Here is a 25,983-nt window from a genome sequence, read left to right on the forward strand (position 1 = left end):
AAGAAATTAAATAACCTGAGTCCATATAAATATAGAACTCAGGTTGCTTAGTTGCGCTTTTTAAATACTGTCTACTTGACAGGGGTCACTGCACTCAAAAGGGAGCCTCCTTTTTTCGTTCTATGGACCTATGCATTTTTTATACATTCCTATTATGGCGTGGTTTTAGGTTTCGCGTTTGTTACTGGATTAGCCAAAAAACTGTATAGTAAGCAGGATGGTATGACTTTAGAAAAAGCTGCGAAAATGATTGCGAAGCAGTTTGGAATCCGTAATAAGAAAGAGGAATCCCAGGTATCAGATCCAGTTCCTTATCAAATGAAGTATCAATTCCAACAGCAGCACTATGATAGAAGAAATTAATAAGGTACAGCAAGCTAACCTTTTAGAAATGGAAAAGAGACTAGGTGATCGTATAGATCAAAGGAATAAGTTAATTGAAGAGGATATTAAAGAAAGAAATAAATTAATAAGAGAAGATATGAAAGATCGGAAGGAACGTGAAGAAAGGATAGAAAAAAGGTTAGAGCTAAGAGATGATAACCTTATGAAGATGGTCAGAGAGATTCAAGATGCTAAACGTACTATTGTATCAGCCCAGGAAGAAATAGCGGCAGCAAAAAGGAAATCCTGGTGGATGTTTTGGAATTGAGCACTTATACTGAAGTGGAATTATAGTTCGAATATTCTGAATTTTATTTAGCAACCTATAATTACAGGTCGAACTCTTATATGATTTTTAGAATTATGGTAATATTTAGGTGAATAGAAGTGGTTGAGGAGGATGTAGTGATATGAGCACAAATCTTTTCACGCATGAAGCAATTATGCAACAACTTAATGATTTTTATCAAATGATGTTGTCGCAGCAAATTATAAAAGCAACTGAAGTAAAAAAAGAAATAGATGAAAAAATTGAACAGATTAAACATGCAGAACAAAAAGAAGATCAAAATCAAAATTTATTATTATATTATTCTTTACTAGATTTAAAATACAGAATGCTAACTGATCGAGTAAGTATTCGAAAAGACAGCTTTGAAGCAATTGATAAGATTGATGAAACGACAGATACACTCATAGCTTATTACTATCATTCTTTTAAAGCAGAACATGCTTTAATGTTTGGTAACTATAATGAAGCGAGAAGACAATACGAAGAAGCTGAAAGCTTATTAGAACACATTTCTGACGAATTGGAGCATGCAGAGTTTAATCAAAAATATGCGGTGTTAAATCATCATTTGTCTAGTATGTTAATATCTATTGAATACGCAAATAAAGCGAAAGAAATCTTTGAAAGACATGATGGATATGAGGTGAAAGTTGCTTCTTGTGAAAACACATTAGGGACAGCTTGTATATTCTTAAAGCAATTTGAAAAAGCGGAAGAACATTTGAATCGTTCCATTGACCTTTTGCAAAAACATAATGAAGAAAAATTGATTTTAGCAGTAAGGCATAATCTGGGGTTATTATATGCAACTCAAAACTTATCTACATTAGCGATTCGTCATTTATCAGAAGTGACAGAGAAGAATCCTGCGCATTTTAAAGCATTGTTCTTACAAGCACGTGAACACTATAAGCTAAGAGAAACAAATATTGCAAAAGAACTTATTGAAAAAGGATTAGCAGTTTGTATAGAATTAGGAAATGAAGAGTATGTATATCATTTCAATATTTTACGTTCTCTTAATGAAGATGAAGCAATTAAACTCTTAGAAGAAGAAGTGGAGAAAAGTATTTCTTACTTCAAAAAGCAGGGTTTATGGGATTTCGTAGAAGAATATGCAGAAGTATTAGCGGTTCGTTTCCGCAAATTGAACGAGCATGAAAAAGTTAGTGATTATTTCGATATATGTTACGAAGCGAAACAAAAACTACTAAGCAAAGGGGCGTTAAAATAATGAAGAATCTTGTGTTAGCGATATTAGGATTAGTTATAGCATTATCATTTAGTAACAATACAGGTGATACACAACATGCTCTAAAAAAGGAAGAAATTATACAATACTCACATGCTGATCATTTTTAATTGCCATTAACAAAGGGACTCCATAATTGGAGTCCCTTTGTTAATGGGGTAATGCTTTGGTTTATTCAATTATAACAATATTTGTAAAAAGTGTAAAGAGGTTCTAAAATTGCAGGGGTAATCATTTAGACTTTTTATTGTAAAGTGATAAAAAAGTTGTTTAATTTACAATAAAGTCGTTTGAAAAATAATAAAGTTGTTTAAAAAAATGCGAGTCATTCTATTCAACAATCGGGCCAGATTGTTGAAGAATAATGAACAGTAAACATACTGGTTAAAGATTGTTTGTGAAAAGTTACACTTAAGCTATCGAGGTAGGATAAAGATTTTCTCATGATTCAAAAAAAATATTTTCCTTTGACCCTTACGTGACGTAACGGTTTATAGTGAAGATACCGGTAAAAATTCTCGCAAAATAAGGGGGGGGTTATTTTAGTTTCGGGTAAGAAGAAATGGAAGACAGGGGAACTTGCAAAGATAACAGGTTTAACGATTCGGACCTTGCGGTATTATGACCAAATTGAATTGTTCTCACCATCAGACTATTCAGAATCAGGATATCGCCTATATAACGCCACAGATCTTTCGCGGTTACAGCAAATTCTTAGTCTAAAAGATTTAGGATTAACGCTAGAGGAAATTAAATCAATCTTGGCCGACGATACGTATAACCCTATTGAAGTGGTGACTCTTCAAATAGAACGTTTAAGAGAAAATATAAGAGTTCAACAGAAGCTGTTAAAAGATTTACAAAATGTATCTGAGATTTTACAAATTCAATTGGAATGATGAAAAAAAGTCATGAAAATTATTTTTACGGGCGCCAAAAGAATATGGAGCGCCAATTTGATCGACTTGGCGAATTCCTTTCTAATCATCCGTCTCACCAAAAAAGGGGGAAGTAAGAATGAAAAAACACTTTGCAACACACGATACCTTTGTTATTGAAAAGGTGTATAATTTCACACCTGAAGTGGTATTCGCTGCATGGGCGGACCCAGAGCTTAAAGCAAAATGGTTCACTGAGGCGGAAGAGTTTGATTTTCGAGAGGGTGGACAAGAGATAAATCATGGCGGCCCTCCAGGAGGTCCTGTTTACACATTTAAGGCTCACTATCAGGAAATCATTCCTGACCACCGTATTGTCTATTCTTACACCATGGATCTCGATGAAACGCGAATTTCCGTTTCTGTAGCAACGGTCGAGTTTAAACAAATTGAAGAAGGAACACACCTGATTTTTACCGAGCAAGGCGCATTCCTAGACGGCCATGATACAGCTGCAGTTCGTGAGCACGGGACAAGTATTTTGCTGGATCAGCTTGGTGAACAGTTGAAAAATAATCAAGAGTTAAGAGTATCCTCTGAGGTATCGAAGATTATTAACTCTCCTGAGCCAATCTCTGATCGTGAGATTGTCAACACACGTATCTTCAATGTGCCGCGTGAAATCATGTTCAAAGCATTCAGTGACCCGAATCATTTGGAAAAATGGTGGGGACCCGAGGGCTTTACTAATACGTTTCATGAATTCGATATGCGACCAAACGGTATTTGGCGTTTCATTATGCATGGACCCAATGGTGTAGATTATGAGAATAAATCCATCTTTTTCGAAATAATTGAACCTGAAAAGATTGTTATCCACCATCTGGGGTCAATACATGAATTTTTACTAACCATTACATTTGCTGAGAAAGAAGGCAAAACCGAACTTATATGGAAAATGCTCCACAAATCAGTTAAAGAATGCGAAAAAGTGAGAAGTTTCTGTTACGAAGCCAACGAACAGAACTTTGATCGACTTGAGGCGGAACTGACTAAAATGGTTAACGGATTGCAACACTAATTTAATTTTATTAAAATAGGCGCTAACATAGAAATTTTACTTATTCAGCTAAAGGGCGCTATTTTTGAATAAAACTTAGATTTTTAAACGACTTTATTGTTATATTTTTTGTTGTAGTGAAGTATCTTACATCAAAAATTAAACAACTATATTTTTAACCCCGTCCTACATTTAGAACGGGGTTATGCTTGTTTGAGCTTTTAAAATTAAATAGGTTTATTGTAATTTTACATTTAGAGTGTTTGCACCAGAAATGCATCAAAAGAAGAAGTCATATCGGAAATATAATTCGACATGGTTTCTTTTTGATATTTTCTCTTTTTAGTAGATATAATTTTACAAATTTTCACTTATCTTCTACATTTACTCCAACTCTAATCGCGGTATCTACTTGTTGATGGTAAATCGTTACTTTTTGAAAAGGATTATGTATTAGAATAGATGGTGAACTACTCGCCACTTAGCAAAGCTTGAAGTGGGAGCTCCTCAGTTCCAAGACGAAAGCAACCTTTCGTCTCCCTGAGCGTTACTTCGGGGTGTTCCACCCCTAGATGTCCAACGATTGGATGCTCTCTGAGTACGGTTGATATTTTACGCAGGAACCGAATGGCTTGGTTTTCGCACTCTGTTTTCTTCCTGCAACCTCCTATATCAAGTTATCAAAAGTTTTTGGCTACGCCAAACCGAAATTCATCTCCCACCTATCGTTGGGCTACGCCCTTCACACGCTTGAGGAAGGAGAATTCTTTCGGGGAATTCGTTAAAAGAATGGGCTCATTCCTATTAAAAGATCCCAATATGCCTGCTTTATCTACTTATGTAAGACATTTTGAAAATTGGAATGAGTCTTTAAGACAAGTAGGATTTCAGCCTAGAAAAAAGTTAAGTAAAGAAATAAAACAAAGCAGGCGGTTCAATAAACCGCCTGCTTTGCCCACTTGTTATGAAACGTTAGGCATTTATATGAGCTTTTTAAAGGCTCAGGTGTAGTATGAACATACTGTCGTATATTATGCGAAATAAAAGAACCAAGTTGTTTGAGAAAAGGTTAGTTTATGTAACATCAAAAAGCCTTTGTAGAAACAAAATAATAAATTGAGTATGTATTAGATATTTTGTGTATGAAACCATTGTTAATTTCTAATAATAAGATTGAATCCTAGCAACTAACAGGATAGCTAATATGATGCAGAAAGTACAAATAGGGTTAATTATTGCAGTACCGATAACCGCAATACTATGCCGTCTTATCGCAGTATTAAATAATAAAAACATTAAAATGTTAGTCAAAGTTTATATTATGGAACTGGAATGTATTTATGTTGAATTATGAACTATCACTTTGATTGGAAATCAAAGCTAACGATTCAAGCAGGAAGAATACAGGGTATTCCTGTACATAGTTTTAAAAGTTGAGACTGAAGGAGGTGTTATATCAATGAGAACTATACAACGAATTGCCTTAGCTTTAGTTATTATTGGTGCTATTAATTGGGGGCTAATTGGTTTCTTTAAGTTTGATTTAGTAGGAACAATATTTGGTGGACAAAATGCCTTTTTAGCAAGAGTAATCTTTGCTCTTGTTGGAATAAGTGGGTTAATGTGCTTAACACAGTTGTTTCAACCAATGAAGGATGCGAATCAAGAGATGAATCGTAAAGAATATGGAAAACCTAATTATAGTACTGAATTTGGTAAGGAAGCAGATATAGTAGATTTAACAGAGAATTCGAGGGGTGCGTATAAGCACAAACAAAATACATGGGATAAAGAGTAATAAAAAACAAGGGAACTTTGATTTCCCTTGTTTTATGTATGAATAATAAAAGTAATATTGAAATACTAAGTATTTTTCAAATTTCCTTTTTTTGATGTTCTTTGTCTTCAATATCAGTTTCTGGCATTCCATACAATCCATTCATGGCTTGTTCTACTGGTTGAAGTCCAATTTGTGTAGTATTTGATTTTAAGTATTTAGAATTACTACTCTCTTCTTTTTTCGAATGTGGAAAATTCATTTTTATAACCTCCAAACATTAAAGTTTAAAAAATTAAAAGCATATGAAAAGAGTATGGCAGACAAAAATATGTATTACCTGCCAATTGAATGAACAATTAATTTAGCTATTTAAGTAATAGCTAATATATAGTGTGTCATCTTTTCTATAAAATATGTGAGATGGGTGTTTTTGCCAATACCTCGAAAAAGGGGATCGGCAAAAACACCTTTATACAAATTTAGTTAATTCCATCTATTTTTTCCATAATAAAGAAAACATAATTATAGGCACTAAAGGCAAAATTTTAGTAATGAATAACATTGCTCAGTGGATTCTATAAAAAGAAAAGGTGATGGAATGAAATTGTCTAATGAAAGTAAAACTTATTATGCTGGAGATATTGTATATGTTTTCTACCGAAACCCCCACACACAAGATGTAGCCAATATACAAGCAGCAGCAGTTGTAAATAATCCTGAGCAACCAAATGAATTAGCATTATTTCTTTACGAAACTTATTATCCACTAACAAATGAGATGGCTGTTTATTCTACTGAAGAAGAGGCAAACCAAGCCTATACTTACTATTACGGGGATATTTCAGAGGGGATGTTAGAATGAATAACCCATTCATGCCTAAACTTGTATATTTTGAACCCAAAGCATTAGATTATCCATTAGGGAGAGAGCTTTTCGAGAAATTTTCAAAGATGGATGTTGAAATTCGGCATACTACTTCCCATAATCAAGTGAGAGATTTGCCAGGTGATAACGATTTCCAGAAGTATCGAGTAGCAAAATCTACTCTTGTCGTTGGGATTAGAAAAACACTGAAATTTGATACTTCAAAGCCTTCAGCAGAGTATGCTATTCCCTTTGCAACAGGCTGTATGGGCCATTGTCACTATTGCTATTTACAAACAACCATGGGAAGTAAGCCATATATCCGTACCTATGTAAATGTCGATGAAATTCTAGAAGCTGCTGACAAATATATGGAGGATCGCAAGCCTGAATTCACTAGGTTTGAAGCTTCCTGTACATCAGATATTGTAGGAATTGATCATTTAACTCATACTCTTAAGCGAGCGATTGAACATTTTGGAGCCTCGAAATATGGGAAATTACGATTCGTGACGAAATTTCACCATGTGGATCACTTGCTTGATGCAAAACATAATGGGAAAACAAGATTTCGGTTTAGTGTAAACGCCGATTATGTTATTAAAAACTTTGAGCCTGGGACCTCTCCGTTGGCTAAACGAATTGAAGCAGCAGGAAAAATAGCTAGAGCAGGATATCCACTAGGGTTCATCGTAGCTCCTATTTATCTACATGAAGGTTGGCAGGACGGGTACTATCATATGTTTGAACGCCTTGATGCTGAATTACCCCTCGATGTAAGGGATGATATTACATTTGAATTTATTCAACATCGTTTTACAAAGCCTGCTAAGAGGGTAATTGAAAAAAACTACCCTATGACCAAATTAGAATTAGATGAAGAGAGAAGAAGATATAAATGGGGGAAATATGGAATTGGAAAATATATTTATCAAAAAGAAGAAGAGGCGGATATAAAAAACCACCTTTATTCCTATATGAAAAAGTTTTTCCCAAATGCAAAATTGGAATATTTCACATAATAGGCCTCACCTTACATGCCCGTCAACTTAAGAAAAATAAATGCCCCCAAAACGAAAAAACGAGCTGACTCTCAGAGGAACTATCTGTAGAGAAAGAAAATTTTCGTTTAGGGGGTATATGAAAACCTTAGCTTGATGGCTCCTAAAATCTTCTACTTATGTAGCGTATAACTAATTACGGTTTTAAAAAGACTCAGCCATTAAGCTCCATTTGAATATCAAATTCAGATGGCTGCATAGTATTTTTTACAGTTGTCTACTTGACGGGGGGGTTAGTAATTATAATAGGGTTCGGATATTGGAAATTTATCTGTTGCAAGGATCTGCCCACGTATGGGAACCCCACTCTTTAAAAATGTAGTGATATCCCCTTTTTTCTCTTTTAATTGTTCATACATATCTTCTTGTAAGTTATACATGAAATCTTCTTGTAAGTTATACATGAAATGCGCCCTCTATTTTTATCTACTTTTCTTTTAATACTTGCTGCCGCACATTGTTGTCTATTTGTATTTCCCATTCGCCTTCTATTTTTTTAAACCATTTTCCTATTTTGCTTACATAGTATTTTTTCACTTCACCATACGGAATCCAAATTTCACGTTCCTGTATTTGATTCATCACTTCATGAAGAATCTCATCATGCTCGTATTTTCTAGGTTTTCGATGATGAGTTCTTACAAATTGTATCTATTCCCTACGTAACCAATTAGAAATATGATCTTTTTGTTTTTGCCGGAGATTTATGATTTAGAACCAAATACAGTTTATAGCATAAAATCCAAAATTCCTATAAAAAAAGAGAAAGGAGTGTATGATTTAACGAATTTACCGAAAGAATTCTCCTTCCTCGAGCGTGCGAAGGGTGCTAGCCCAACGGTAGGTGGGAGATGAATTTCGGTTTGGCATAGCCAAAAGGCTTTGCTTTTTATTTTGCCTCTGATATAATCAGTCTTATAAAGAATAAAGGTTGGTATATAAATGAAATTAGATAGCAATAATCATTCAGTGTTCCTGTTGTATTATCATCTTGTGTTGGTCGTAAAATATAGAAGAAATGTGTTCGATGATGAAATATCAGACTATGCAAAAGACATGTTTGTCAGGTTATCCGAGAATTATAACATAACACTAGTAGAATGGAATCATGATGTAGACCACGTTCATATTTTGTTCAAGGCACATCCGAATACAGAAATGACAAAATTTATTAATGCTTATAAAAGTGCAAGTTCTCGACTAATCAAGAGAGACTTTCCACAAGTGAAAAAGAAACTTTGGAAAGAGATGTTTTGGTCAAGAAGTTTTTGCTTACTAACTACTGGTGGTTCATCAAAAGACGCAGTAAAAAAATATATTGAAAATCAAGGTGAAAAGTGAGGTGAAATGATATGACAAAGCATAATAAAGCATATAAATTCCGTTTGTATCCAACAGAAGAACAAGCATATCTTATGCGTAAAACCTTCGGTTGTGTACGTTTCGTGTATAACAGAATGTTAGCTGAACGAAAAGAAGCGTATGAAAAATACAAAGATGATAAGGAACAACTAAAGAAACAAAAGCTTCCAACTCCCGCGAAATATAAGGCAGAATTTGAGTGGTTAAAAGAAGTTGATTCATTAGCTTTGGCAAATGCTCAACTACACTTGCAAACTGCCTATAAGAATTTCTTTCGTGGTCAAAATGACTTCCCAACATTCAAAAGTAAAAAAGACAGAAAGTCTTATACAACGAATGTAGTAAACGGAAATATTATGTTGCTTAATGGTCATATCAAATTACCAAAACTGAAAATGGTACGTATCAAACAACATAGAGAAATACCACAAGACCATATAATCAAGTCATGTACGATTTCTATGACACCTACTGGTAAATATTATGTGTCCATCTTGACTGAATATGAAAAAGAGATTGTACAAAAAAAAGTAGGAACAGTTGTTGGATTAGACTTTGCGATGGATCAATTATACGTCAGTTCTGAGGATAAGAGAGCCAATTATCCTCAGTTCTATCGTGAAATGTTAGATCGATTAGCAAAGGCACAACGAGTATTAGCAAGAAGAACAAAAGGTTCTATTCGCTGGAATAAACAACGTATCCGTGTAGCTAAGTTACATGAAAAAGTAGCGAACCAACGTAAGAACTTCCTTCATCATAAGTCTAAAGAGTTAGCTACTCATTTTGATGTTGTAGCTATTGAAGATTTAAATATGAAAGGAATGTCGCAAGCACTTCATTTTGGAAAAAGTGTCGCTGATAATGGGTGGGGTATGTTCACTTCTTTCTTAGCTTATAAACTAAATGAACAAGGAAAACAGCTTGTGAAAATAGACAAATGGTTTCCTTCCACAAAAACATGTAGCAGTTGTGGAAATGTGAAAAATATGTCATTGTCTGAGCGAGTATATTCTTGTATATGTGGTGTAAATCTCGATAGAGATTATAACGCAGCTATCAATATTAAAAATGAAGCAATACGCCTATTAGCGTTAGCATAAATAGCAATACAATAACCTTTGGAACAAGGGAGTTAGCTCGGCTGTCTTAGGACGAATTCGTTAGCTATCAAAAGTAACGACTAACCGAGAAGCCCCCACTTCAAACAGTCCGTTAGGACGTTAAGTGGCGGGTAGTTCACGTTAAATATTATACAAAAGCAATTGGAAGGGAAAATTGTTATCCACTTTACTCCAACCTTCATTAATCATATGGTAAATGAAGTAGAAGAGTATATAACAGTATTAAAATATCTAATAAAAGAAGAGGTACCACCTATTTTTCATGAATTACATTATCATCTCGTTTGGTTAACAGATGCGGCTGGTCATGCTGGTTCGATTTCAGGTGGGTTAGATCTTGTAGAGAAACGCTTGAAAGAGAAGAGTGAGATGTATGTCAAACACTTTGAGCAGTTTTATTTAAAAGCTGTTGAAATGACGGGGTATTTACGTACAGAACTTAAGCATTTTCCAGCTTTGAAGAAATTTACGAAAGATGTTTCATTGGAACTGAATTTATTTTCGCATTTTCTTCATGAAATAGAAGAATTAGAATTATCTGAGCAAATATTAAGCACATTATCTGCGAGAATGGCAGACCACATGGCAAGAGAGGAATGCTATTATTTATTAAAATTAGCACAATCATCTGGTTTGGAGATGCCAAAGTGTAATCCTCTTTAAGGGTAGAGAAAAGAGCCACAATTATGTGGCTTTTTTTTCGTTTATCCCTTCTATTTTCTTGCCTTTCTGTTGTTTTACTTGTTCAATGCTAGCATTTAATGTTTCTATAATATTGATGATATTAGTATTAGGATTTATAGTTTCATTCTTTTCTTGTTGTTCAATTTTTTCTTCTATAAAATCAGTAAGCGCTTCCGTGTATTCATCTATATATTCTTCTGGCATGAATGGAGTGGTTAAATGGTGAATTAGATTCATTGCTGTAGTTAATTCTTGTTTGTGAATCGGGTGCTCTTCATTTTTTGGAAGATCGGGTATGTTTTTTATATTACGAATCTCATCAGGATAATGGATAGTCTGTAAAATAAGGCCTTCTTGAAAGCTACGAATAATAGCTAGATGCTGTTTCTTACGGATAGTAATATGAATAAGACCAAGTTTATTTGTTCGATCCAAAGATTCTTTTAATAACAGATAGGGCTTTTCATACCCAGGGGTAGGACCCACAAAATAGGAACGATCGAAAGAAATTGAGTCAATCTCATCATTTTGGATAAAAGATGAGATGCGAATGATTCGCGGCTCATGTTTTTTTTGTAGTGCTTCTAATTCTTTATCTTCAATAATTATATATTTATTTGGCGCATATTCATAAGCTTTCACAACTTCTTCATCACTTATTTCAGTATCCGTACAATCAGGAGCAATCTTTTTATATTTGATGGGAGTCAGACATTCCTTATGAAGACTTAAAAATTTAATATCTTTTTCTTCTACAGCACTATATAGCCTAATGCCGATGTTTAATAATCCAAGTGAAAGAGAGCCTTTCCATACAGTATGCATTTGAATCTTCTCCTTTCATAAAAAAATGAATAGTTTTAGTATGAGATAATAAGAAAATTCATATGCACTTCTTATATTTTTTATATTTTGGGAGAAACTAAAAAAACTTTGAAAAGGAGGATTTAAAATGCAATTAGCTACACATGAGTTACGTGATTTAAGTGAATTAATTGCTGGCTGTTACAATACAATTAATACGATGAGTACATACATTCAGCAAGCGCAAGATCCAGAACTAAAACAATTATTACAGCATCATTTTCCGCTCCATATTGAAGACTATAATTTAAAAGTAGAATTTGTCCAAGGTCAAAGTACACCCGATATTGAGCGTTTCCAACCCTCTAATTTAAATCCAGTATTGATTTCTTATTTAAAAGCACCGATTGAACAACATCCATCTGTTACACCTAGTATCAATGGAGAACCTCCCAATGATCGAGCAATTGCTACGGGCTATCTCTTAAATCAAAAATCAGCTGCACTAAACTATGCTGGGGCTGTATTAGAGTGTGCAAATCCAAATTTGAGGTCTTTTTTAGAAAAAGCTTTTTTAAATAGTAGTAGACATGCATATGATATTTGGCAATACATGGTGAAAAAGGGTTACTATCCGCTATCTCCAGCACCAGACTCTGAAATACAAGCTATAGCAAGTATTTATCAGCCTGTAAATCAGCCATTACAATAATATAAGAAATAGTAAGCCGCAAGTTTTAAAAATATATATTAATTAGATGGTACTGGATAAAGCTGAACAGAGTAATTATTCTTACTCTGCTCAGCTTTATTTTTATTTGTCTTTTAAGAAGAGATTCAATAATTTATACATAATTAAAGTGTATTTTTCCATAAAAAGGAATAACTATTTTTCCATGATTCGTAGCATATTAAAAATATAGGAGGTGATACAATATGGCAAACACAAATAGCGGAAGTCGTAATGAATTATTAGTTCACGGCGCTGAGAATGCAATTGATCAAATGAAATATGAGATTGCACAAGAGTTTGGTGTTCAACTTGGTGCAGACACAACAGCTCGTGCAAACGGATCTGTTGGTGGCGAAATCACAAAACGTTTAGTTGCAATGGCTGAACAACAACTTGGCGGTGGAGTTAATCGCTAAGTTCAATAAATAAATTAGTGTAAAATATAGTAGCTTGTGAACTACTCGCCACTTAGCAAAGCTTGAAGTGGGAGCTTCTCAGTTCCAAGACGAAAGCAACCTTTCGTCTCCCTGAGCGTTACTTCGGGGTGTTCCACCCCTAGATGTCCAACGATTGGATGTTCTCTGAGTACGGTTGATATTTTACGCGGGAACCGAATGGCTTGGTTTTCGCACTCTGTTTTCTTCCTGCAACCTCCTATATCAAGTTATCAAAAAACTTCATATAGCTAGTTTATCAAAAGTTTTTGGCTATGCCAAACCGAAATTCATCTCCCACCTACCGTTGGGCTAGCACCCTTCGCACGCTCGAGGAAGGAGAATTCTTTCGGTAAATTCGTTAAAATCAATTTCTTTGTTCGTTCATTAAAAGATAAACCCTTATAGTAAACGTTTCTCACTCAAAGATTATTGATAATCTTACTTAATAATCTTTGAGTATTTTATTTGTAAATTTCTTTACTAGACTACAAACATACATCGTTGGGAAGGTGTTTCCCATGCATGATAAAAAATATTTTGTAGGAAAAAACATACTTAAAAATTTATTTTCAATATTGAAAAGTATACTTATGATGATATTTTCGAAAGGGAGGCTTTTTAAAATGGGTGTATTAAGTGGAAATCCTCAAAATGAACCTTTACATTATGGGGAGGTATTTGATATTTGGAGTTATCTTCTTGCCACACAAGGTGCTGTTGCCGGACATCAAGTATTTATGAATCACACAGGTGATGAAGATTTAAAGAAGTTTTTACAAAACTTAATTGAGAATGATATGACTCCTGAAATAGAAGAGCTAAAAGCCCTTTTAAAGGTAAATGGAGTGGCTTTACCACCGGCGCCTCCAGAAAGACCGGTTGCTTCAATTGAGGACATTCCTCCTGGTGCACGCATCAACGACGCTGAGATCGCAGCAGCCGTTGCAGCAGCTCTTGCAGCAGGACTAGTAACTTGTAGCCAAGTTATGGGGAAATGTCTTCGAGAAGATGTAGGCATGCTTTTTGGACAAATTCACATGAAGAAAGCACAAGCAGGAGTAACATTACTACGTTTAAGCAAAAAGAAGGGGTGGATAGTTCCTCCACCATTACATGTTCGAAATTCTGAACAAGCTTAACGATAAAAAAAAGTGGCCAAGGGCCACTTTTTTATTTCAATCTATCAGTTCCATCTTCTACTTTTCTAGATGGACTTTCTCTTTTTATTCTAGAATAATCTACATACTCTTCAGAAATCTCCATAGCATATTTATCATGCCCCATATGGGTGGATTCTTTTGAATCTCTATCTCCATGTAAAACAACTTTCTTCATATAGATATGAAAGAATATTTCTGCCACGCCAATAAGCAAAGCTGCAAAAAAAGCAGATGCCCCAATATTACGGGTTAAATTTATATCTGCTACAAGATTCGTTAATGCCCAAACTCCTACAAAACTCAAACCCAAATCAGCAATGGTAGCCACCATGTTCCCATACTTAGGTAGAATAAATAAATCTCCTATTAAATAAGCCCCTCCAGTAATTATTAATGAAATAAATAAGGTTCTTGGAATCGAAATACCTTGGAAAATGCCTAATATCATCAATAGTACAGCACTAATAGCTGTATATTTAATTAACAAAGCAACAATATGTTTCATTTGTATTCCTCCATTCTTTTAACTTTTATGTAGGATAAACCCCTCAATAAAAATAGGCTGTGCCTTCATAAAGCACAACCCATTTTCATCGTGTTCTGGAGGTTTATTTGATATGTGATACTCCTATGGCAGGCACTTTTTATTTCGCTCTCCTACATAGTACTATTTTGTGAAATATATGTATTATTTATGCTTTAAAAAGTTTGAAAATCAATACCGAAAAAAGGAATTTATATTTTCTATTGCTTTTTAGCATATTAAAAACATAGGAGGTGATACAATATGGCAAACAATAATAGCGGAAGTCGTAACGAATTATTAGTTCACGGCGCTGAGAGGGCAATCGATCAAATGAAATATGAAATCGCACAAGAATTTGGCGTACAACTTGGTGCAGACGCAACAGCTCGTTCAAATGGTTCTGTTGGTGGTGAAATCACAAAACGTCTAGTAGCGATGGCTGAACAACAACTTGGCGGTGGAATTCATCGTTAACCTTAAATATGCATGGATAAAAAGGAGAGACACATCGTTTCTCCTTTTTCATTAAAATCCCTGGTATGTAAAGTTACTAAAAATATTATCCTCTAGAAAATTCTTATAAAATAAACAAAATTTAAAAAATATAACACTATAGAAATCTGTGGCGAGGGATGTAGAATTTACAATGGCTGAGAAAAAATATACATAATTGGTTGGTCTCAATTCTTAAAATTCACTTTATTATATAGATAAGCATAAAAATATTAGGAAGTTAATAGTAATATGTATCAGATAGAAATTTTAAAATTAAAAGAAAAAGTAACCATTGAAAATATAGAAATATAAAACATTAAAGACAGACCAAAAGATGCACGAAATAAAGAATACTAATGCAAAAAATGGATCAATTTACGTATAGAGTAAATTTAAAATGCAGTATTCAAGAATAAACATTTAAGTAAAGCTTTGCTACAGGTTGGTGGGCAACCTGTAGCAGACGGAACAACCCCTATTGTAGACAGTCTACAATAGCAAATAAAACCTAATATTTGGATTTTTTTCCTTTTGGTTAGTTATTGTACTAGTAATTTCTTCTATTTTGGAGATAGTGTTTGTTACTATCATTCGTCTAGGAATACAGATTTATTAATGTATTCATTTTTGGATATTTATCAGTTTCAAGTTAACAATTTTAAATAAAATTATCCTTTGGGAAATTAAAGTGGAATGATATTTACCAACAGGAAATTTTGCTAAGAAAGGACAGGGAATGAGACTATCCGTATACCTCGTACTGGCATTGATTTTGAGATTAGCGTAAATAGCGAACGATGTAGAATATTTCAAAATAACAGCCAAGTAGCAAGGAGATGTTCGTAAAATTATGATACGTATATAAATCAAATCGGAGTGAATACGATATGAGAGCGGTCGCGAAAAAAGTAAGAATAATATGTTTGCAGGATGAATACTGTAAAAATTGTAAATATCAAACGGATATAGAACAGTATTGTATTGAAGAATGCGAAATAGGAAAAAAACTTATTAAGCTGGGTAAAAAAGAATTTAGAAAGAGATTGGCAAAAGTAAAAACTATAGAAGAAGAATGGGATGAAAAATGCAAACAAGCTATAATTTTATATAATCAAGGATTAAATTATCCCGATATTGCAAAAGAGGTGGGATGCCACGTGAGTAATTTGTATAGAGAGCTCAAAAAACGTGGATGGTTACAAATGTGAAATCATGAAATAAATCCTCAAACAAACAAGTTATATGAAAAATATAATGAAGTTTCACGAGTCAATAATCTGTAGGGATACGCTATCATTGCCATCAAGACCCCATGTCCATCAACCTAACAGAACAGGTTGCCCCAAAACGATAAAAATGAATTTTATTTTTATAAAAGTCACAAATTTTTCATTCTCAGGAAATTATAAAACTTCATTAGAGGATAAGTAGTCTAATATGTTTTGGTAAATATTAATAGAAAATAATTTAACTTAATTGATATTATCAAAATGTTTACAAATCAAAAAATTGGAATATAATAACTTTAGAGTGAAAAAACACAGTTCGGTTGGTAGTCCGGACGCAATAATTAAATAATTATTGCCAGTAACCTTCCCCCCTGGGATGTCCATCATTCATGTAATAAACAAGGGGGATTCTCAATGAAACTTACAATTTATTTTGATGGACAGTTTTGGATTGGAATTGTAGAAATGTATGAAAATAAAAAATTGAAGGTATGTAAACATACTTTTGGTTCAGAACCAAAAGATAGTGAAATACTAGATTTTATTTTTCATGATATGGTTCCGCTATTACATGGTACATCAGGTGTTAAAAACTCTATTGATAAAAGAAAAAATAAGACAATCAATCCAAAAAGATTGATAAGGTTAGCGGCCAAAGAAATGAAAAATCAAGGAGTTTCTAACAAATCTTATGAAGTGTTGAGAATAGAATTAGAACAAAAAAAGAAAATAAAACAATGTATTACGCACAAAAAGAAAGAAGAATTACAAGAAAAAAAGCGACAAATGAAAATTCAAAAACGGAAAGCAAAACATCGAGGAAGATAAAAGATCATCCGCTAAATTTAGCGGATGATCTTTTATCTTGAGGATTTATTCACACCCTGTCATCATCAAATGAAAAAGAAATTGAATTCATAAAGCGAAAAAAACGCTATTCTTTTTGTAGAAATATAAAGAAAGGATGGCGTTTCGTTTTGTTCATCTGTGATACCGATATATTTGGCATGATTTCAGTAGCCATTATAACGTATTTGCTATATATGAGACGAGTTTCTTCCTATTTATAATAATTCTTTGCATAATCATTGAAAATGATAGTTGGTATAAAGTCTCTGATCGGGACAGAATTTATATTTTCTAAATCTTTATTTCTCTTTATAGAAGAAAGGAATGGGGTCCCCTCGCATCCTTCGCTACGTGTATGATTTATCAAGTAATTAGTACATGTAATGTAATATTCTATATAACCATTTTAAGTATAAATGATGTAAAAGTAGTGTGTAAATACTTTGTCGATAATTGTAGAAAAATTTTCGGAATTCAAAAAATAAACGATTTCAATTGCAGATTTCATCTTGCTTTTTCAATTTCTGTTCTTTATTTTGAGTAAGGGGATCATACAAATTCTCCAAGTTGGCAGGCTGAAATGAATAGAAGATAAACTGGATCATAATAGATGAATATCATTATATCCCTCCTTGTCTACGTTCCCCGTGTCCCAAGGAAAAAAATATATGATGCTGTTCCATATTATGTTGTTACCTAATGATTCAAAGCTCTTTTTATTTAGTGGAAAGAAGATTTGAGGGTTCTATGTAAATACCCTTTACTTGTATCACCAGATCGGTACATCTTCCCCCAGTTTATCTTCTTTTCGCCTGCTTTTTTTGTATGTTATTCCCTCAAAAAGAACATGTATAAGAGGTGAATTTATGAAGAAACAACAAGTGAAAAAAAGGCGATGGTATAGGTATTTCATACAGCTCATGGTAGTTGCATTAATAATCACATCTATACCACTGAATGGGTTGGCTGAAACGGCGCCACCATTTACACCATCTCCAAATTCAGAAAAAAGTCCAGAAGTAGAAAAGAAAGAAGAAAAAAAATTACCTGCTCCACATCCAGATCAACTAAAGAAAGATAGGACAAAGCCGACTGAGGTCGTGGAAGAGAGGACAGAAACGGAAAAAGTTTTCGATAATAATGATGGTACATTTACGAAAAAGGTATATACAGAACCCATTCATACAGAAAAAGATGGGAAATTAGAAGAGATATCTCCTAAATTAGTAACTGCACCAGGCGAGAAGATTGTTACAGAAAATACAAAATTAAGACCAGAATTTGAAAAAACAACGCAAGATGGAAAATATGTTCAATTTAAAGTAAAAGATCATACGATTCAATATGAATTAATGAGCGCAAATGGTGAAAAAGGGGAAGTGAAACCGTCACCAGTCACTGCAACACATGAAAATAATACAGTATGGTATAAGGGGATTTTCCCAAATATTGATTTAAAGAGTACGACATTTAATGAAAATGTGAAAGAAGACTTTGTGCTACGTGAATATACAGGGCATCATATCTTTACATTTGCATTACAAACAGATTTAACACCAAGTTTACAAAAAGATGGCTCCATTCATTTCCAAGATGAAACAAAAGAAAATATCTTCACATTACCAAAACCGTATATGAATGACTCAAATGTAGATCAGCAGTCAGGAGAGGCTGTAACATCAGAAGATGTTCGTTACAATATTGAGAAAACAGATGAAAAAACATATACGTTAACTGTTACGGCAAATCCAAAATGGTTACAAGCACCAGAACGCAAATATCCGGTATATGTAGATCCTTCTATTGAAATTGACAACTTTGAAAACGCTTATGTTTCAAGTGCTTATCCAAGCGTCAATTATTCAGGAGGAAAGCTTTGGGACTCTGGTCAAAATGCTTATACACTAAAAGTAGGGTATTATGACGGGTCAACTGGAACAAATTTTGCATTTATTAAACCACAAATTTCAGATTTAAAAGGTGCACAGATTGAAAGTGCGACATTCCATGCGTATGCAGTCTGGCATTATTATGGAAATCAACCAAATGGTGTTTGGCTAGATGAAGTGACAGGTGGATGGAATGTTGGAGGTGTTAACTGGAACAACAAACCCGGTTCTAACAATATTGCACACACTGACGTAGGACGTGGAAAATGGGCACAGTTTAATGTCACAAATACAGTAAAAGCATGGGTAGAGGGTACAAGACCAAACAATGGTTTTAAGCTACATACAAATGGCAATGGTCAAAATCATTGGAAGAAGTTTATTGCAGCTGAAAATGGAACAAATGCTCCATACTTAGAAGTGAAATATTCGTATGCAAAACCGAATAAACCAAGAGTACAAACGTACTCAAATGGAAGTGGGAGTGGTTCAGGTCACTTCAATGTACAATGGGATGCAGTTCCAGGAGCAACTGGGTACAAAGTTGCTATTTTTAACGGATATGATTATGAATATATACCGGTTGGAAATGTGACAAATTGGACAACGAAAGATAAAAAGATATTCCCGACGCCAGAGGAAATTGCACAAGGGCATTTTGAATTCCATGAAGACGGAAAAGGTGGAGAGGCACCAGTTAATCCGGGTCCGATGTATAACAATGCGCATTTAGCAGGTAGCCCGTATGGTGATTATAGTGGGAGACGCGGATATTGGATTCGTGTTGTCGCAGAGTATCCATTTGGGGATAGTCCGCTTTCAGATGAAGTCGTGCCAATGATTCCTTTAGAACAAGTGAAAAAGCCAGACGGATCGGCTTATATCAATGTAACAGATCAAACAACTGGATATGTCACATTAAAGTGGGATACAGTTCCAGAAGCAGAGGGTTATAAAGTATGGGTATATAACGGAAAAGATTATGAGGCTTTTGATGTAGGAAATAAGACAAACTGGACAACGCAAAATGAAAAAATTTGGCCAACAAAAGAAGAAATTACGAAAGGTCAATATGTACTTCACCATGATAAAAAAGGAACAGAATTATCACTAGACCCATCTCCTGTTTATCGTAATTCTGGAGGTATTTATGGTGGTTCGAAAAATTATTGGTTCCGTGTAACGGCATATAGTAAAGCGGGCCATCCTGAAAGTGAAATTTCTCATGAGTTTACACCAAAATTCTCTGAAGACTTTGCGTTTATGGGAATGTTTGATTATTGGGCATCTATTAATGTATTAAATGGAAAAGTGAATGCTTTCAATGGAAACTTCTTGATGGAAGAAAAGGATATTACGCTATCGGGGCGTGGTCCAGATGTATCCGTAGAAAGAGCGTATAATAGTCAATCAGGAAGAATCGGACTGTTTGGGAAAGGGTGGTATAGTAGTTTAGAAGAAAGAATTTGGCCAGATGCAGAAGGGAATTTACTTTTAATCTCTGCAGACGGTGCGAATATTACGTTCACTCGAACAGGAGAGGGTACGTATAAAGCCCCTACTGGTGTTTATTTAGAAATGAAAGAAACACCAAAGGGATATGAAGTAAAAGATAAAGATCAAACGGTGACATTTTATTCAAAAGAAGAACGTTCTGGACGAATGGAATATGTAAAAGATAAATATGGGAATACAACAACGTATGAATACGATAATGAATTCCGTTTATCGAAAGTAAAAAATGCTTCAGGTAAAGAATTAGAACTGAAGTATGACGAGCATTATAAGAAAGTATCAAGAATCATCGCTCCGGATAATAAGACGATTACATTTAAATATGATGGAGATTTATTGGTTTCTTCTACAACACCAGAAGGAAAAGTATATAAATACGGATATGATAACGGCTTACTAACATCTATTTATGATCCGAAACATACAGATGCAAAACCGTATAAAACTTTGTATGAATACGTGAATAATAAATTAGTAAAAGTGACGGATCCATTAGGGAAAGCGACAACATTAGCATACAATACGGATACAAAAGAAGTATCTGTGACAGATCCAAAAGGCCGTAAAGCTGTATACAGTTATAACGATGCTGGAAATCCAGTGAAAACAGTTGTAGATGCTGGTCGTCTGAACTTAACAACAACGTATGAATATAGTGCAAATAATTTAGTAAAAACAACAACACCTAAAAATCAAACTGAGTCCTTTACGTACGATAACAATGGGAACGTAACATCTGCGACTGACGCAATGGGAACGGAGAAGTTTGAGTATAATAAAAATAATGGCGTTGTAAGCCACACAGATAATGAAGGAGATAAAACAACAGTTGCCTATAAGGCTGCAAATACAGAGGTTTCTGTAACAGATCAAGTGGCTCACACCGCGTCTGTCACACAGCACGATCAGTATGGGAATCCAACGGAAACAAGTAAAGACATTGGAACGGGAACGAATCTTCTACAAAATCCAAGTTTTGAACTGGATACAATTGAAAAGTGGTCACAAGTAGCTCATAATAACCAAGGTGCTTTATCAAAAGATACTGTTCCAGCACCTGGCGGTCTGGGCGGAGCTTCTTCGCTCAAGATTACAACAAAAGCAAGTACCAACGATTGGGGCTATATCGCCGCAATCCAAGATGTTACGTTGGAACCAAATACAACGTATACATTAAGTGGTATGCTGAAAACAGCACTATCTCCAGGCATTGGGGCCTTCTTTAACGTTCAGTTATTGAAAGAAGATGGTTCAGCTGTTGATGGGGGCGGTTGGAACGATAATCGCTACAATAAATTACAAGGTGAAAAGGATTGGACAAATCGCCAAGTTACTTTTAAAACAACAGATCAAACAAGAAAAGCAAGAATTTACTTACAAGTAGAAAACGGTGGATCTTCTACAAGTGGTACAGCTTGGTTTGATAAATTGCAGCTTAAAAAAGGAGAAACATCTTCTAGTTTTAATCCTATTACGAACAGTAGCCTAGAGAATATGATGGAAAATGGTTGTATTCCAGGATGGATAAGAGGAGATGGCACGAGTTGTGATAAGAAAGACACGGCTCATGAAGGATTTACAGGTGACTCTTCGATTGTATTGGAACGTAGTCAATATGGGGGCTCAGATGTTGGATATGGTGCATGGGTAAATTTAAATCAGAAAACAGCGGAGCCTTTAACATTAACAGGGATATCAAAATCTATAAATGTAGAAAATGATGCATCTGATAAGCTGTCAAAAGACTACTCTATTTGGGCAGATGTATACTATCAAGATGGTAGTGGTGAAAATTATCAAGCAAAATTCCCGAGTGGAACGAATGACTGGAATCGTAGCGCCGTACTGATTCCAGCGAAAAAACCAATTAAACGAGTAGCAATCTATCTTCTATTTAGAAAGAATAATAAGGGGAAAGTATGGTTTGATGATGTACGTTTACTAGAAGGTAATGTACTTGTTAAAAATGAATACGATAAAGATAGCAATGTAACCGCAACGTATGATGAAGAAGGTAATAAAAATTCATTCACATACGATGCCTCCGGAAATAAGAAAAGTGAAACTGATGAAAAAGGAAATACAAAATCATTCGATTACAATAAAGACGATCAACTAACAAAAGTTACACTGAAAAATGGAACTTCAGTTGGATATAGGTACGATCATAACGGAAACACAACAGAAAAATCTGTGATGTTTGGCGGGAAAACACAAACACACAAATATGAATATGACGTTGATAATAAAAATACAGTATTTATTGATGCGCTAAATCGCCGTATTGAGCATACCTATGATGAAAATGCGAATAAGACGAAAACAAAAATGCCAAATGGATCAACAATTGAATGGGGCTATGATACCGCAGATCGTATGGAAAGTGAAAAGCGAAATGGGAAAATTGCCTTTACATTCGAACGTGATGCAAATGGACAAGAAACAAAAATAAAAGACCATGTGAATAGCGTGGAAAGAAGTAAAACATACGATAATGCCGATCGTATGACAAGTATGGCAGATAACCGAGGCGGAAAAGTAGACTGGGCCTATCATGATAAAGCAAATAGTAAATCAGAAAAATTAAAAGAAAAAACGATCACGCATGGGGGTTTCAGTAATAAAGTTTCATATGATTACAACACCGTGGATCAAAACATAAAAGTGACAGATGGTGGGTCCACATATCGATTTGATTATGATGAAAATGGCCATGTGCGTACATATGCCGCAGCTAATGGGACAGGTTCAACATTTAACTACGATCAAATAGGTAAACTAACAGATTTAGTCATTGGAACACCAAGTCAAATCCTGTTATCAGAACGATATCAGTATGATAAAACGGGTAACCGTACGAAAATTACACATGAAGGTCCAGGCGGAAAAGTAACTGAAACAAATTATGTATATGATCCAATTAATCAGTTACTGAAAGAATCATTACCTAATGGAACTGTGAAAGACTACACGTATGATGGATTTGGAAATCGTACAAGTGTAAAAGTAACAGAGAATGGAAAAGAAACAAAATCAATTACAGCAACATTTAACGAAGGAAATCAGCTTGTCAAATTTGGAAACGAATCTCTTACGTATGATCCAAATGGGAACCGTACATCTGACGGTAAATACACATATACATGGAATGAAGCGGACCAACTGATTGCCATAACGAAAAAAGGGGAAAGTCAACCGTTCGCAACATATAAATATGATGATGATAACCGTCGTATTGAAAAGAATGTCAACGGTGCAATTACACGTTATTTTTATGACGGTGACAGCATCAACCCGTTATACGAAACAGATGGAAGTGGAAATGTTCTTCGTCAATATGTATACTCAATAGACGGTACTCGTCTAGCGATGAAATCACAAGGACAAACGTTATTCTATCACTATAGTCCACGTGGTGACGTCTTAGCGATGACAGACGAAACCGGACAAGTAGTCGCAAACTATGAATATGACGCATGGGGGAACGTCTTAAAGAGTGACGCAAAAGGTATCGCAGCAGACAATCCATTTGGATATGCAGGGTACATGTATGATAAAGAAATTGGCATGTATTACTTAATTGCTCGTTACTATAACCCAGAACATGGTGTGTTTTTATCAGTAGATCCTGATCCAGGTGATGAGGATGATCCAATTACCATGAATGGCTACACATATGCTGATAACAATCCCGTGATGAACATTGATCCTGATGGTCATTTAGCATGGTTTGCTCCACTTGCTATACATGGGGCTAGAATGGCTGCTCCACATGTTATGAGATATGCTGGGCGTGTAACAGCTAAGCATTTGGCTAAAAGGCATACCGTGTATGTTTTGAAAAATAGTGCAGGTAAAGTTAGATATGTTGGAAGAACCGTTAATCCAGCTGCTAGAAAATTAGCGCATAAAGCAAAATATCCTGATTTAAAATTTACACGTGTAAGACGTAATTTAAATTATTTTGAAGCAAGAGGTATGGAACAACGCTTCTATTTGAAATATGGTGGGAAGAAAAAATTACTAAATTCAATTAGACCGGTAAGTAAAAAGAATAAAAATTATAAATTTTATATGCAGCAGAGTCGTGCGAAATATAAAAAGTGGAAATAAGTAAGAATTTTGTTTTTGCTTTGAACAGAGCGGCATTAAAAATATCCCTCTAAAAGAATTAGAGGGATATTTTTCAAAATGTTTTATTTTATTTATATTGAATTAATGTTGAACTTAAGTAATATTTGAAGGAGTGGAATTAATGTTTCCGATAGGTGAACAACCGAATATTGTTAAAGACTTAGTTGGAATAAATCATGATGTAAAAGAGTTAGCTATTAGCGGTAAAACAAAGAATATAGAACTATTAGGAGAATTGAAAATTAGGGATTTATGGATTTTTACAGTAAATCAAACGCAGTTTGATAAAATTATGGAGTATGTTAATCCAGAGATACTCTATATCGATGAAATGAGGGTAGAGAATTTATCGAAACTACAAAAAATGTCTAATTTAAGAAGATTATATTTAGGTTGGAATCCTAAGAATACAGATTTATGGGATTTGAGTTATAATAACAACCTTTCTTATCTATTAATACAAGGTTTCTCTAAATTAGAAGATTTATCGCCAATAAAAGATGGAAAGAAGTTAGAAGGTCTTTTTTTGGGAGGAGCAATAATGAAAACTCTTAATGTAAAAACATTAGATCCAATCGGTGATTTAGTAGAACTAAATGAGTTAACTTTAATGAATATTAAAGTTAAAGATCATTCTTTAGAGCCATTAATGAATTTGAAAAAGCTTAAGAAATTAAACTTATCCAACCAATTCCCTATGGAAGAATATGCCAAATTATCGGTCGTATTACAAAATACAGAATGTGAATTTTTCAAACCATATGTACGCATGGAGTCCACAGAAGGAAAGGATATAATGATGATTGGTAGAAAAAGACCTTTTCTTAATTCAAAGACAGATATTGAGAAAATAAAAAAATATGAACAAGAATTCAAAAATATACAAGATGAATTTAGAAATAAAATCAAATGAATTTTGCAACTAAATTAAAATTTATAAAGTAAAATATTTAATAGGAAAAAGACAAATTAGAAAAGAAACATGGATTTGTCGAAGAAATACACTCTAAATTGGTCTGAAGGAGATTTATAATGTTAGAAACAATTCATGAAAAACAGGAACGAGAAAAACAGGATATAGAAACGCTAACAGCTTTGAAGAAGGCAGGATCTAATTTAGCAAAAGCACATTACCTAGAACACTATTTCCTAGTAGATACTATAGAAATTGCAGATAAAATAGCAGTTGTACTACATGTAAAAGGTTATGATATTTATGAACCCTCTGAACAACTTTCAGAAGACGGGTCAAGTTACAATGTATTTATAGTGGGAAAAAATTGTATACCAACAAAAGAACATGTTTGGGAAGAAACCAAACAAATGGCGGAGTTAGCGATTTTATATAGTGGAACATGTAATAGTTATGATGGATGGGAAACACAAGTTGTAGAGTAATATATAATGAAAGACTATTCTGAATTAAATTTCAGGTAGTCTTTTTTATAGGGAAAATAGGGACCTGGAGTA

General features: G+C 34.2%; 23 protein-coding genes and 4 pseudogenes. 22 read left to right on the top strand and 5 right to left on the bottom strand.

All coding sequences use genetic code 11. From position 1 onward, the window contains the following. Positions 1-207: 207 nt before the first annotated feature. From ACQKNR_RS25865 to ACQKNR_RS25900, 8 genes and pseudogenes are all read left to right on the top strand, one after another. Positions 208-652: pseudogene (locus ACQKNR_RS25865) on the top strand (DUF3967 domain-containing protein); the annotation flags it as partial. Between the two features lie 142 nt (positions 653-794). Then, complete coding sequence (locus tag ACQKNR_RS25870) at positions 795-1,910, top strand: tetratricopeptide repeat protein (protein WP_427321853.1); 1,116 nt, start codon at positions 795-797, stop codon at positions 1,908-1,910. Beyond that, entirely contained in the window at positions 1,910-2,038 is a 129-nt protein-coding gene (locus ACQKNR_RS25875) for a hypothetical protein (protein WP_427321855.1), read from the top strand. The genes ACQKNR_RS25870 and ACQKNR_RS25875 overlap by 1 nt, the downstream gene beginning before the upstream one ends. Positions 2,039-2,539: 501 nt before the next feature. Beyond that, positions 2,540-2,827 carry a MerR family transcriptional regulator gene (locus ACQKNR_RS25880; RefSeq protein ID WP_427321857.1) on the top strand — a complete coding sequence of 96 codons (288 nt, stop codon included), beginning with the start codon at positions 2,540-2,542 and terminating at the stop codon, positions 2,825-2,827. Between the two features lie 118 nt (positions 2,828-2,945). Continuing rightward, positions 2,946-3,887, top strand: coding sequence for an SRPBCC family protein (locus ACQKNR_RS25885; RefSeq protein WP_427321859.1), 942 nt, complete (start codon positions 2,946-2,948; stop codon positions 3,885-3,887). Positions 3,888-4,493: 606 nt separating this feature from the next. After that, positions 4,494-4,877, top strand: a complete 384-nt coding sequence (locus tag ACQKNR_RS25890) for a hypothetical protein (protein WP_427321861.1) — start codon at positions 4,494-4,496, stop codon at positions 4,875-4,877. Between the two features lie 193 nt (positions 4,878-5,070). Next, positions 5,071-5,220 (top strand): hypothetical protein, encoded by a 150-nt coding sequence (locus tag ACQKNR_RS25895; RefSeq protein ID WP_427321863.1) that lies wholly within the window; start codon positions 5,071-5,073, stop codon positions 5,218-5,220. Between the two features lie 105 nt (positions 5,221-5,325). Continuing rightward, positions 5,326-5,664, top strand: a complete 339-nt coding sequence (locus ACQKNR_RS25900) for a DUF378 domain-containing protein (RefSeq protein ID WP_427321865.1) — start codon at positions 5,326-5,328, stop codon at positions 5,662-5,664. A 76-nt stretch (positions 5,665-5,740) separates the two neighbouring features. Here the strand turns inward: ACQKNR_RS25900 and ACQKNR_RS25905 are convergent, their stop codons facing one another. Next, positions 5,741-5,905 carry a DUF4021 family protein gene (locus ACQKNR_RS25905; RefSeq protein WP_427321867.1) on the bottom strand — a complete coding sequence of 55 codons (165 nt, stop codon included), beginning with the start codon at positions 5,903-5,905 and terminating at the stop codon, positions 5,741-5,743. A gap of 339 nt (positions 5,906-6,244) precedes the next feature. Between ACQKNR_RS25905 and ACQKNR_RS25910 the strand changes: the two genes are divergently transcribed. Continuing rightward, entirely contained in the window at positions 6,245-6,508 is a 264-nt protein-coding gene (locus ACQKNR_RS25910) for a transcriptional regulator SplA domain-containing protein (protein WP_327916424.1), read from the top strand. Further along, positions 6,505-7,533 carry a spore photoproduct lyase gene (gene splB / locus ACQKNR_RS25915; RefSeq protein ID WP_427321869.1) on the top strand — a complete coding sequence of 343 codons (1,029 nt, stop codon included), beginning with the start codon at positions 6,505-6,507 and terminating at the stop codon, positions 7,531-7,533. The genes ACQKNR_RS25910 and splB overlap by 4 nt, the downstream gene beginning before the upstream one ends. 296 nt (positions 7,534-7,829) lie before the next feature. Here the strand turns inward: splB and ACQKNR_RS25920 are convergent. After that, positions 7,830-7,952: pseudogene (locus ACQKNR_RS25920) on the bottom strand (RNA chaperone Hfq); the annotation flags it as partial. Positions 7,953-7,998: 46 nt separating this feature from the next. Further along, positions 7,999-8,283 (bottom strand): annotated as a pseudogene (locus ACQKNR_RS25925) (transposase). Between the two features lie 231 nt (positions 8,284-8,514). On the opposite strand from ACQKNR_RS25925, the gene tnpA reads away from it, so the two are divergent. From tnpA to ACQKNR_RS25940, 3 genes and pseudogenes are all read left to right on the top strand, one after another. Next, complete coding sequence (gene tnpA / locus ACQKNR_RS25930; RefSeq protein ID WP_427321871.1) at positions 8,515-8,913, top strand: IS200/IS605 family transposase; 399 nt, start codon at positions 8,515-8,517, stop codon at positions 8,911-8,913. 11 nt (positions 8,914-8,924) lie between these two features. Continuing rightward, positions 8,925-10,037 (top strand): RNA-guided endonuclease TnpB family protein, encoded by a 1,113-nt coding sequence (locus tag ACQKNR_RS25935; protein ID WP_427321873.1) that lies wholly within the window; start codon positions 8,925-8,927, stop codon positions 10,035-10,037. Between the two features lie 135 nt (positions 10,038-10,172). Next, a pseudogene (locus ACQKNR_RS25940) lies at positions 10,173-10,721 on the top strand (DUF2935 domain-containing protein); the annotation flags it as partial. Positions 10,722-10,742: 21 nt separating this feature from the next. Here ACQKNR_RS25940 and ACQKNR_RS25945 read toward each other — a convergent pair. Continuing rightward, positions 10,743-11,567 carry a Ku protein gene (locus tag ACQKNR_RS25945; protein WP_427321875.1) on the bottom strand — a complete coding sequence of 275 codons (825 nt, stop codon included), beginning with the start codon at positions 11,565-11,567 and terminating at the stop codon, positions 10,743-10,745. A gap of 127 nt (positions 11,568-11,694) precedes the next feature. On the opposite strand from ACQKNR_RS25945, the gene ACQKNR_RS25950 reads away from it, so the two are divergent. The 3 genes from ACQKNR_RS25950 to ACQKNR_RS25960 all read left to right on the top strand — a co-directional run bounded on the left by ACQKNR_RS25950 (position 11,695) and on the right by ACQKNR_RS25960 (position 13,855). Then, positions 11,695-12,258, top strand: coding sequence for a spore coat protein (locus tag ACQKNR_RS25950; protein ID WP_427321877.1), 564 nt, complete (start codon positions 11,695-11,697; stop codon positions 12,256-12,258). A 224-nt stretch (positions 12,259-12,482) separates the two neighbouring features. Continuing rightward, positions 12,483-12,695 (top strand): small, acid-soluble spore protein, alpha/beta type, encoded by a 213-nt coding sequence (locus ACQKNR_RS25955; protein ID WP_427321879.1) that lies wholly within the window; start codon positions 12,483-12,485, stop codon positions 12,693-12,695. Between the two features lie 644 nt (positions 12,696-13,339). After that, positions 13,340-13,855, top strand: coding sequence for a DUF3231 family protein (locus ACQKNR_RS25960; protein ID WP_243515395.1), 516 nt, complete (start codon positions 13,340-13,342; stop codon positions 13,853-13,855). A gap of 31 nt (positions 13,856-13,886) precedes the next feature. On the opposite strand, the gene ACQKNR_RS25965 is transcribed toward ACQKNR_RS25960, so the two are convergent. Further along, a complete protein-coding gene (locus ACQKNR_RS25965; RefSeq protein ID WP_427321881.1) occupies positions 13,887-14,381 on the bottom strand; it encodes a YndM family protein in 495 nt (164 codons plus the stop codon). Between the two features lie 282 nt (positions 14,382-14,663). Between ACQKNR_RS25965 and ACQKNR_RS25970 the strand changes: the two genes are divergently transcribed. From ACQKNR_RS25970 to ACQKNR_RS25995, 6 genes are all read left to right on the top strand, one after another. Then, the gene (locus ACQKNR_RS25970) at positions 14,664-14,876 is read left to right on the top strand and encodes a small, acid-soluble spore protein, alpha/beta type (protein WP_427321883.1); all 213 of its coding nucleotides are present in this window, start codon (positions 14,664-14,666) and stop codon (positions 14,874-14,876) included. A 908-nt stretch (positions 14,877-15,784) separates the two neighbouring features. Further along, a complete protein-coding gene (locus tag ACQKNR_RS25975; RefSeq protein ID WP_427321885.1) occupies positions 15,785-16,105 on the top strand; it encodes a helix-turn-helix domain-containing protein in 321 nt (106 codons plus the stop codon). Between the two features lie 435 nt (positions 16,106-16,540). Next, positions 16,541-16,954 (top strand): YjdF family protein, encoded by a 414-nt coding sequence (locus ACQKNR_RS25980; RefSeq protein WP_427321887.1) that lies wholly within the window; start codon positions 16,541-16,543, stop codon positions 16,952-16,954. An 887-nt stretch (positions 16,955-17,841) separates the two neighbouring features. After that, positions 17,842-24,492, top strand: coding sequence for a DNRLRE domain-containing protein (locus ACQKNR_RS25985; protein WP_427321889.1), 6,651 nt, complete (start codon positions 17,842-17,844; stop codon positions 24,490-24,492). 142 nt (positions 24,493-24,634) lie between these two features. Continuing rightward, positions 24,635-25,426: a leucine-rich repeat domain-containing protein gene (locus tag ACQKNR_RS25990; RefSeq protein ID WP_201070530.1), complete on the top strand. Its 792-nt coding sequence runs from the start codon at positions 24,635-24,637 to the stop codon at positions 25,424-25,426. Between the two features lie 119 nt (positions 25,427-25,545). Next, the gene (locus ACQKNR_RS25995; protein WP_427321891.1) at positions 25,546-25,911 is read left to right on the top strand and encodes a ribonuclease E inhibitor RraB; all 366 of its coding nucleotides are present in this window, start codon (positions 25,546-25,548) and stop codon (positions 25,909-25,911) included. Positions 25,912-25,983: the final 72 nt, after the last annotated feature.

The sequence above is a fragment of the Bacillus sp. NPDC094077 genome (assembly GCF_050279465.1).
Taxonomy (GTDB): Bacteria; Bacillota; Bacilli; order Bacillales; family Bacillaceae_G; genus Bacillus_A.